8 protein-coding genes and 1 pseudogene are annotated in these 8,312 nt (G+C 70.6%); 7 read left to right on the top strand and 2 right to left on the bottom strand.

Going from position 1 to position 8,312, the window contains the following annotated elements; genetic code table 11:
- Nucleotides 1-355, bottom strand: a pseudogene (locus WBP48_RS04635) (HEAT repeat domain-containing protein); the annotation flags it as partial.
- A gap of 31 nt (nucleotides 356-386) precedes the next feature.
- Between WBP48_RS04635 and WBP48_RS04630 the strand changes: the two are divergent.
- The 5 genes from WBP48_RS04630 (at nucleotide 387) to WBP48_RS04610 (ending at nucleotide 5,617) form a co-directional block, all read left to right on the top strand.
- Nucleotides 387-944 carry an RBBP9/YdeN family alpha/beta hydrolase gene (locus tag WBP48_RS04630; protein ID WP_424436767.1) on the top strand — a complete coding sequence of 186 codons (558 nt, stop codon included), beginning with the start codon at nucleotides 387-389 and terminating at the stop codon, nucleotides 942-944.
- A 122-nt stretch (nucleotides 945-1,066) separates the two neighbouring features.
- Nucleotides 1,067-2,368 carry an MFS transporter gene (locus WBP48_RS04625; RefSeq protein WP_424436764.1) on the top strand — a complete coding sequence of 434 codons (1,302 nt, stop codon included), beginning with the start codon at nucleotides 1,067-1,069 and terminating at the stop codon, nucleotides 2,366-2,368.
- Nucleotides 2,369-2,548: 180 nt separating this feature from the next.
- Nucleotides 2,549-3,328 carry an AAA family ATPase gene (locus tag WBP48_RS04620; protein WP_424436761.1) on the top strand — a complete coding sequence of 260 codons (780 nt, stop codon included), beginning with the start codon at nucleotides 2,549-2,551 and terminating at the stop codon, nucleotides 3,326-3,328.
- A 147-nt stretch (nucleotides 3,329-3,475) separates the two neighbouring features.
- The gene (locus WBP48_RS04615) at nucleotides 3,476-4,774 is read left to right on the top strand and encodes a M20/M25/M40 family metallo-hydrolase (protein ID WP_424436758.1); all 1,299 of its coding nucleotides are present in this window, start codon (nucleotides 3,476-3,478) and stop codon (nucleotides 4,772-4,774) included.
- A gap of 9 nt (nucleotides 4,775-4,783) precedes the next feature.
- Nucleotides 4,784-5,617 carry an undecaprenyl-diphosphate phosphatase gene (locus WBP48_RS04610; RefSeq protein WP_424436755.1) on the top strand — a complete coding sequence of 278 codons (834 nt, stop codon included), beginning with the start codon at nucleotides 4,784-4,786 and terminating at the stop codon, nucleotides 5,615-5,617.
- A 9-nt stretch (nucleotides 5,618-5,626) separates the two neighbouring features.
- Here WBP48_RS04610 and WBP48_RS04605 read toward each other — a convergent pair whose 3' ends face one another.
- Nucleotides 5,627-6,496 carry a PAC2 family protein gene (locus WBP48_RS04605; RefSeq protein WP_424436752.1) on the bottom strand — a complete coding sequence of 290 codons (870 nt, stop codon included), beginning with the start codon at nucleotides 6,494-6,496 and terminating at the stop codon, nucleotides 5,627-5,629.
- Nucleotides 6,497-6,598: 102 nt separating this feature from the next.
- Here WBP48_RS04605 and WBP48_RS04600 point away from each other — a divergent pair, with 102 nt between their 5' ends.
- Nucleotides 6,599-7,276, top strand: coding sequence for an HAD family hydrolase (locus tag WBP48_RS04600; RefSeq protein ID WP_424436749.1), 678 nt, complete (start codon nucleotides 6,599-6,601; stop codon nucleotides 7,274-7,276).
- Nucleotides 7,273-8,312: tRNA (adenine-N1)-methyltransferase (locus WBP48_RS04595; protein ID WP_424436746.1), on the top strand; the 1,040-nt coding region annotated here is incomplete at its 3' end. The genes WBP48_RS04600 and WBP48_RS04595, both read left to right, overlap by 4 nt.

The raw sequence follows: 8,312 nt of genomic DNA, 5'->3' as shown, positions 1-8,312 counted from the left end.
GTGTCGCGAGCCGCGCGGGGTCGGCATCGCTGAGCCGCTGGAGCGCCATCGCCACTGCCTCGCGAACCCGCCAGCGCTCGTCGCTCGCGTGCGTGCGTAGGCGCGTGACGAGCTGCTCGTCAGCGGCCGCCGCGAGGAGAGCGCCGAGTCCGACCACGCCGCAGCAGACGAGGTACTCGTCGCCGCCGGAGATCAGCGCGTCGAAGTCACCCTGATCGCCGACGTCGGCGACGGCCTGCATCAGTTCGAGATTCGCGCGCGGGCCGGGAAGGCCGCTGTGCTCAGTGAGGTACTCCGGCCAGGCTCCGCGTGGCGTCTGGCGCAGTGTGTCGGCATACATCGCGCGCTTGCTCATGCTTCACGGTAGCTCTGCCACAATCGACGGCATGACCGACACTCTCGTTCCGCCCGTGGTGGTGCTGCCCGGGCTCGGCGGCTCCGACGCGGGCCACTGGCAGACGGTGTGGCAGCAGGCGGACCGGCGGTTCACACGGATCGCGCCGTCATCGTGGGACGAGCCGGAGCTCGACGACTGGATCGCCGCCGTAGACCGGGCGATCGGGCACGCTTCGCCGGTCCTGGTCGCCCACAGCCTCGGATGCCTCACCGCGATCGAGTGGACGCGGCGCAACCCCGGAAGAGACGTCGCGCTGTTTCTGGTGGCACTGCCCGATCCCGCCGCCCAGAGCTTCCCGCTGCCCGAGTCGGCGTTCACCGGCATCCCGCTGGCCGAACCCCTGACGGTGCCGGCGCTGATGATCGCGAGCGGCGACGACGCATACTGCGCGCCCGAGCGCTCGGCGGAGATCGCCGCCGCCCTCGGCGCGGCATGGATCGCGGTCGGCGACCGCGGGCACCTCAACGCCGCGAGCGGACTGGCAACCTGGCGCGAAGGGCGCGGCCTGCTGACGGCGTTCGCCGCCGGATCCGGCCGCGCGATCTGATCCGGGGGCGAAGACCGCTACCATCGGTACACACGATGTCGGGTGCCGAACGGCGCCCACGATGCGCAGCGCATCGGGGTCACGGGTGCGATCAGGTGGGGGACGCGCCGCGAGGAGCATCCATGTCTGCCGAGCGATCCGACGCGCCGCCGCCTACTATCCCCGCTGGCCCCACCGTGCCAGCTCCAGCTCCAGCCCCCGCCACGGGCCTCGGGGGGTATCGAGCCCTACCCCGCACGGCGGGGTGGAGCTACCTCGCCGCGACGGCGTTCGGTCGGCTGCCGCTGTCGATGGTCCCGCTCGCGATCCTGACGCTCGCGACCCTCGCGTCCGGTTCGATCGCGGTGGGCGGAGCGGCCGCCGCTGCGGCGGCGCTCGGCGAAACCGTCGGTGCGCCCCTCGCGGGTGCCCTCGCCGACCGCTACGGTCAGCGTCCGGTGCTGCTCGCCGGTGTCGTCCTGCACCTCGCGTCGCTGCTCGGCTTCTGCGTCGCGGCGGGGTCCGCTCCCGACATCGTCACCGTGCTGCTCGCCGGCGTTGCCGGGTTCACGTTGCCGCAGGTCGGGCCGCTTTCGCGGGCGCGCTGGCTCGTCATCGCACCGGAGCACCGCCAGGTCGCGTTCGCCTTCGAGGGCGTCGTCGATGAGGCGGTCTACATCGCGGGACCCGCGCTCGTCGGCATCGTCGCAGTCGCCTCTGGCCCCGTGACCGCCGTCGTCATCTCGGTAGCGCTCGTGGCCGTCTTCGTCACCTGGTTCGCCGTCCATCCGAGTCAGCGACGGATGCCGCGGCGCGCGAGAAACGCCAAGCGGGATACCGAGGTCGCACTCCCTCCGCTCGGGCGTCGTGCGCGGCTGCTGATCGCCGTCGCCTTCACCGGGACGCTGGCGATGGGTGTGTTCTTCGGTGCGAGCCAGACCGGTCTCACGGCGTTCGCCGAAGAAGTCGGCATCCCCGGCGCAGGTCCGCTGCTGTACGCGGTGATGGCGGTGGGATCGGCCGCGACGACGATCGCGATGGTCCTCGTGCCCGCGCGCATCGGCCCGTGGATCCGCTGGCTGGTCTCCGGTGTCGGTATGGCCGGGGGAGCGCTGCTCATGCTGACCGCGCACGACACGGTCACCATGATCGCCGCCTCGGTGGTCGCCGGTGCTTTCCAGGGACCGCTCATGCTCACGGTGTTCGGTGTGTCGGGATCGGTGGCGAGGGAGGGGCGCGGCGGCGTCGTGATGACCCTGACCGCCAGCGGCGTGGTGCTTGGACTCGCCGTCGGGTCGGTGATCGCGGCGTTGTTGGCGGAGAGCTTCGGCTCGGCGGGAGCGTTCGTCGTCGTGCTCGCCGTGGCGGTGCTGCAAGCAGTGCTGGGTGCGGTGATGCAGTTCGCAACGAAACGCCGAAGGGTGGATGCCGGCGCCACCGCCTGAACCCGGTGCGAGCGCGGGCGACCCGCCGGTGCGTTCCCGGGGCATCCGCGAGTGGGCCGGTTGTTGCCGACTGTGCCGGTTGCGTGCGCGCCGTAACCGGCCGGCTCGGCGCGAACCGGCGCGCTCGGCGCGAACCGGGGCATCCGCGCGACGAGGTGGGCCCGGCCGTAAGGTGTGGTCATGGCGGGTGACTGGCGGAGCGACTCCCGGCCCATCCGTGCGGTGGGGGTGTTCGCCGACGCCGCGATCGATCCTCGCGCGTGGCCGGCGAGCCTGCCGGCTGTCGCCGAGTTCCTCCGGGTCGCCGCTGCGGGCGCCCCGTTCGGCGGGTGGGAGTTCGGCACAGGAGTGACCTTCCTCGTCGGCGAGAACGGGTCGGGCAAATCGACGCTGCTGGAGGGCATCGCCGAGGCCGCGGGTCTGCCGGTCGAGGGCGGGAGCCAGAACGGCGGCGTCACGACGCGCCGCAGCGAGTCGCCGCTCGGTTCCTGGCTGAAGATCATCAAGGGCAATCTCTCTGGCCGCGGCGGGTTCTTCCTGCGCGCCGAGACGATGCACGGGTATTACACCTGGCTGGAATCCCTGCCAGGCAGCCCTGACCGCGATCTGCACGGCAAGAGCCACGGCGAGTCCTTCAACGCGCTTCTGGAGCGCAAGCTCAACAACGAGCGGTACGTCACGGGTCTCGTGCTGCTGGACGAGCCGGAGGCGGCGCTGTCGTTCGACTCGACCCTGCGCTGGATCGCCAACCTCGACGCGATGCGCGCGCGGGGCACTCAGGTGATCTGCGCGACCCACTCGCCCCTGCTGTGCTCGTTGCCCGGTGCGACGATCCTCGAGCTGGGGGAGTGGGGCATCCGTGAGTCGGAGTGGGAAGACCTCGAGCTCGTGCGCCATCACCGCAGCTACCTGGCGTCACCGCAGCGCTACCTGCGCCACCTCCTCGCCGACGGCGACTGAGCCGGACCGGGTCAGCTTTTTCAGTGGCGCTGCCGCGCCGTGGGGCGAGAAAGTCTGCCCAGGGTCACGAGACTTTCGGGTCAGGCTGTGTCGCACCGAGACGCACCGATACGCGGGCACCGCGCCGCCGCGAGTAGCGTGGAGCGCATGCCCGAGCACGACGACCTGTCCGAGGTGGCGCGAATCGCACGCGACCTCATCCGCATCGACACGACGAACTGGGGCGAAGGGCGGGTGCGGGGAGAGCGCGAGGCCGCCGAATACGTGGGCGCCTACCTGGAGTCTCTCGGCCTCGCCACCGAGTACTATGAGCCGATCCCGCGGCGGACGAACGTCACCACCCGCATTCCGGGGCGCGATCGTGACAAGCCCGCACTTGTGCTGCACGGGCACCTCGATGTCGTCCCCGCCGTCGCGGATGACTGGAGCGTCGACCCGTTCGGCGGCGAGGTGCGCGACGGGATGCTGTGGGGCCGCGGCGCGGTCGACATGAAGAACATGGACGCCATGATCCTCACCGCTGTCGCCGAACTCCTGCGCGCGGGGGAACAGCCCGCCCGGGACATCGTCGTCACGTTCTTCGCCGACGAGGAGAACGGTGGCGTGGAGGGCTCGCAGCTCGTCGTCCGCGACCGGCCGGAGTGGTTCGCGGGCGCGACCGAGGCGATCAGCGAGGTCGGCGGCTACTCGATCCCCGTCGGCGACCGGCGCGCCTACCTGCTCCAGGTGGGCGAGAAGGCGCTCATCTGGGCGCGGTTGCGCGCGAGGGGCCGAGCCGGGCACGGCAGCCGGTTCCACCCGGACAACGCGATCACGCGCCTGGCCGAAGCCGTCGCCGCGCTCGGCCGCACGGCGTGGCCCGTCGAGCTGACCGACACGACGAAGCGCCTCGTCGATGACCTCGCGAGCTTGTGCGGCGCCGATGCGACAGCACCGGATGCCGTGGCGGACCGCGCCGGCCCGGCATCCTCCTTCTTGCGGTCGACGCTGCGCACGACGGCGAACCCGACCGGCCTGACGGCGGGGTACAAGGTCAACGTCATCCCCGACGCGGCGGTCGCCACGGTCGACATCCGCACGCTGCCGGGGCAGGAGGAGGCCGTGCTCGCCGAGATCCAGCGCATCGTCGGCGACGACATCGAGATCGAACAGATCCACCGCGACATCGGACTCGAGATCCCGTTCGCCGGCGACCTCGTCGACGCCATGGTCGCGACCCTCGACCGGCATGATCCCGGCATCCCGGTCATCCCGTACCTGCTCGGCGCGGGCACGGACAACAAGGCCCTCGCGGGGCTCGGCATCGCCGGATACGGCTTCGCGCCGCTGTGCCTGCCGGCAGAACTGGATTTCACCGGTATGTTCCACGGGGTGGACGAACGCGTCCCGGTCGACGCCCTCGAGTTCGGCCAGCGCGTGCTCGCCGACCTGATCCGCACGTACTGAAAGGCCGCAATGCAACTGATCGAAGCGATCATCCTGGGGCTTGTGCAGGGACTGACCGAGTTCCTGCCGATCTCGTCCAGCGCGCACCTGCGCATCGTGGGGGAGTTCCTGCCGTCCGCGCAGGACCCGGGTGCCACATTCACCGCGATCACGCAGATCGGCACGGAGCTGGCCGTCCTCGTCTACTTCTGGAAGAAGATCACCCGCATCATCGCGCGCTGGTTCCAGTCGCTGACCGGCAAGGTCGCGCGCGACAACCCCGACGCGCGATTGGGGTGGATCGTCATCATCGGCACGCTGCCGATCGGCGTCCTCGGCTTTCTCTTCCAGGACGTCATCCGCGACACGTTCCGCAACCTCTGGCTCGTCGCGATCGTCCTCATCGTGTTCGGCCTGATCCTCGGTGCTGCAGACGCCCTAGGCCGACGGAGCCGCCAAGAGGCCGACCTCACCTATCCGCACGGCCTCGCCCTCGGGTTCGCCCAGTCGCTCGCGCTCATTCCGGGTGTCTCGCGGTCGGGAGCGACGACGACGATGGCGCTGGCTCTCGGGTACACGCGGCCGGCGGCGGCCGAGGTCGCGTTCCTGCTCGCGGTGCCGGCCGTCTTCGGCAGCGGGTTGTACGAGCTCTACCAGGCGATCAAGGACCCGGGGGAGCAGGTGTTCTCCATGGTGGAGACGGGCGTCGCGACGGTCGTCGCGTTCGTCGTCGGCTTCATCGTGATCGCTTACCTCATGCGCTACTTGAAGCGCGGCAGCTTCCTGCCGTTCGTGATCTACCGCGTCGTGCTCGGGATCGTGCTGATCGTGCTGCTGAGCCTCGGGGTGTTGCAGGCCTACTGACGGGTGGGCTCAGCGACCGGAAGGACGGTCGTCGCGTCCGGGTTTGGAGGGGCCGTCGCCGCCGCGTCGCAGGTACCGTTCGAACTCCTGTGCGATGGCGTCGCCCGACGCCTCGGGCGAGTCCCACGTGTCGCGCGTCTGCTCTAGCTGGTGGATGTACTCGGTCATGTCGTCATCGTCAGCGGCGGCCGCGTCGATCGACACCTCCCACGCGAGCGCTTCGGCGGGCAACTCGCCCCGGGCGACGACCGCTCCGGTCAGGGCGGTGAGCCGGTCCAGCAGAGCGAGCGTCGCCTTGGGAGACGGCGTGTGTCCCGCGACGTAATGCGGCACGCTCGCCCACAGCGTCGCGCACGGGATGCCAGCATCCTCGGCGGCGGCTGCGAGGACCGAGAGGATGCCGACGGGTCCCTCGTACGTGGGCTTCTCGAGCCCCAGGGAGGTGCGCAGTCGCTCGTTGTCGCTTCCCGCGAACACCGAGATGGGACGGGTGTGCGGGACGTCGGACATCATGGAGCCGAGCGCGACGATCCCGGTGATGTCTTCGCTCAGCGCCGCGTCGATGAGTTCAGCGACGAACGCCTGCCAGGCACGAGCCGGCTCGACGCCGGAGAGCAGCCACAGCCGCGTCCCGTCCGAAGGATGCAGCGGCCGCCACAGCGTCGTGTCCGGCCAGTTGAGGGTACGTGAGCCGTCGGCGTCCAGCCGGATCTGCGGGCGCGTGTACTGGTAGTCGAAGTAGAGCTCGGGATCGACCGCGAAGACCTCGCGATACGCGCCGGACTCCCGGATGTGGGCGACCGCCGCTGAGGCGGCCTCGCCCGCGTCGTTCCAGCCATCGAAAGCCACGACCAGCACCCGCTGCCCCAGTTCGTCCACGCCGCCCCTTCCGCCGATTCCCTCCACGATACGCGTTGCCGGCGATTCGGGGCCGGTTGTGCGGGGTCGGGTCATCGCGGCGTGCGTCGGTAGCATGGACCGGTGCCCTCAGCCCCTCCCGCCGCCGTCCTCTGGGATATGGATGGCACTCTCGTCGATACCGAAGCGCACTGGCTGGCCGCCGAGACGGCCCTCATCGAGTCGTTCGGCGGTGAGTGGACGCACGAGCAGGCTCTGACCCTGGTCGGAAAGGGCCTCGAGAGCTCCGCGATCGTCCTGCAGAGAGCGGGCGTCCGCATGGCCGTCGCCGAGATCGTCGATCACCTCACCGCGAGCGTCCTGACGAGTATCGCCGAGGAGGGCAGCGCGATGCGTCCCGGCGCGGCGGAACTGCTGGCGGACGTGCGCGCCGCCGGCATCCGCTGCGCCCTTGTCACGATGTCGCTGCATCACATGGCGGAGGCGATCGTCGCGCCGTTCGGTGACGCCTTCGAGGTCATCGTCGCCGGCGACGACGTCACCCGGCCCAAGCCCTTCCCCGACGCCTATCTGCAAGCGTGCCAGACGCTCGGAATCGACCCGCTCGACGCCGTCGCGATCGAGGATTCGCCCACCGGCGTGCGCGCCGCCGTCGCCGCCGGGGTGCCGACGATCGGCGTGCCCAATCTCGCCTCGCTCGCCGGCGTAGGCCCCCATGCGCTGTGGCCGACGCTGCAGGGCCGCACCGCTGAGGACATCGCCGCGTTCCATGCGGCCTACCGCGCCGGAGGGCGCGTATGAGCACCGACTCGTCGACCACATTCGCCGCGACGAACGCGGACCTGCGCCCCAGTGGCCCGTTCCGCCTCGGCGACCGGGTGCAGCTGACCGGTCCCAAGGGGCGCCTGCACACGATCACGCTCCGCGCTGGCGGCGAGCTGCACACCCACCACGGCGTGCTGCGCCACGAGAACATCCTCGGTCAGCCGGACGGTTCGGTCGTCGTGAACTCCGGCGGGCACGAATACCTGGCGCTGCGCCCCCTGCTGCGCGACTTCGTGATGTCGATGCCGCGGGGGGCGGCGATCGTGTACCCGAAGGATGCCGCGCAGATCCTCGCCGCGGCCGACATCTTTCCTGGGGCGACCGTCGTCGAGGCCGGCGTCGGCTCCGGCGCACTGTCGATGTGGCTGCTGCGGGCGATCGGGACGGTGGGTCGGCTGATCTCCTTCGAGCGCCGCGACGAGTTCGCACAGGTCGCCGAGGCGAATGTCGAGACCTTCTTCGGGCAGCATCCGCCCTCGTGGCGCATCGTGGTCGGTGACCTCGTCGAGCAACTGCCGGAGACGGTGGCTCCGGCATCCGTCGACCGCGTCGTCCTCGACATGCTCGCGCCCTGGGAGTGCATCGACGCCGTCGCCGACGCGCTCACCCCCGGCGGCGTCGTGCTCTGCTATGTCGCGACGGCGACCCAGCTGAGCCGCGTCGCGGAGTACGTGCGTGCGACGGGGCTGTTCACGGACCCCGAGGCCACCGAGACGATGGTGCGGGGATGGCACGTCGAGGGGCTCGCGGTCCGCCCCGACCATCGGATGGTCGCCCACACCGGTTTTCTCATCACGGCTCGCCGACTCGCACCCGGCGTCGTCCCGCCGGATGTCCGCAAGCGCGCGCTGAAGAAGCCGTCGTATGCGGACGAGGACGTCGAGTTGTGGACGCCAGGCGCCGTCGGCGACCGCGAGATCACCGACAAGAACCTCCGCAAGCGCGTGCGCGAAGCGCAGAAGGCCGCCGACGGTGCACGCATCGCAGCATCCGGACGCGCTCAAGACGACGC

Source organism: Microbacterium sp. (assembly GCF_049661145.1).
Lineage (GTDB): Bacteria > Actinomycetota > Actinomycetes > Actinomycetales > Microbacteriaceae > Microbacterium.
Note: the sequence above shows the minus strand (reverse complement) of the source record. Positions and strands in the feature narration are given on the sequence as shown.

What these genes read in the sequence shown, in the direction of transcription:
- WBP48_RS04630 (WP_424436767.1), top strand. Translation starts at nt 387, where the DNA reads ATGACCGACACTCTCGTTCCGCCCGTGGTGGTGCTGCCCGGGCTCGGC.
- WBP48_RS04625 (WP_424436764.1), top strand. Translation starts at nt 1,067, where the DNA reads ATGTCTGCCGAGCGATCCGACGCGCCGCCGCCTACTATCCCCGCTGGC.
- WBP48_RS04620 (WP_424436761.1), top strand. Translation starts at nt 2,549, where the DNA reads ATGGCGGGTGACTGGCGGAGCGACTCCCGGCCCATCCGTGCGGTGGGG.
- WBP48_RS04615 (WP_424436758.1), top strand. Translation starts at nt 3,476, where the DNA reads ATGCCCGAGCACGACGACCTGTCCGAGGTGGCGCGAATCGCACGCGAC.
- WBP48_RS04610 (WP_424436755.1), top strand. Translation starts at nt 4,784, where the DNA reads ATGCAACTGATCGAAGCGATCATCCTGGGGCTTGTGCAGGGACTGACC.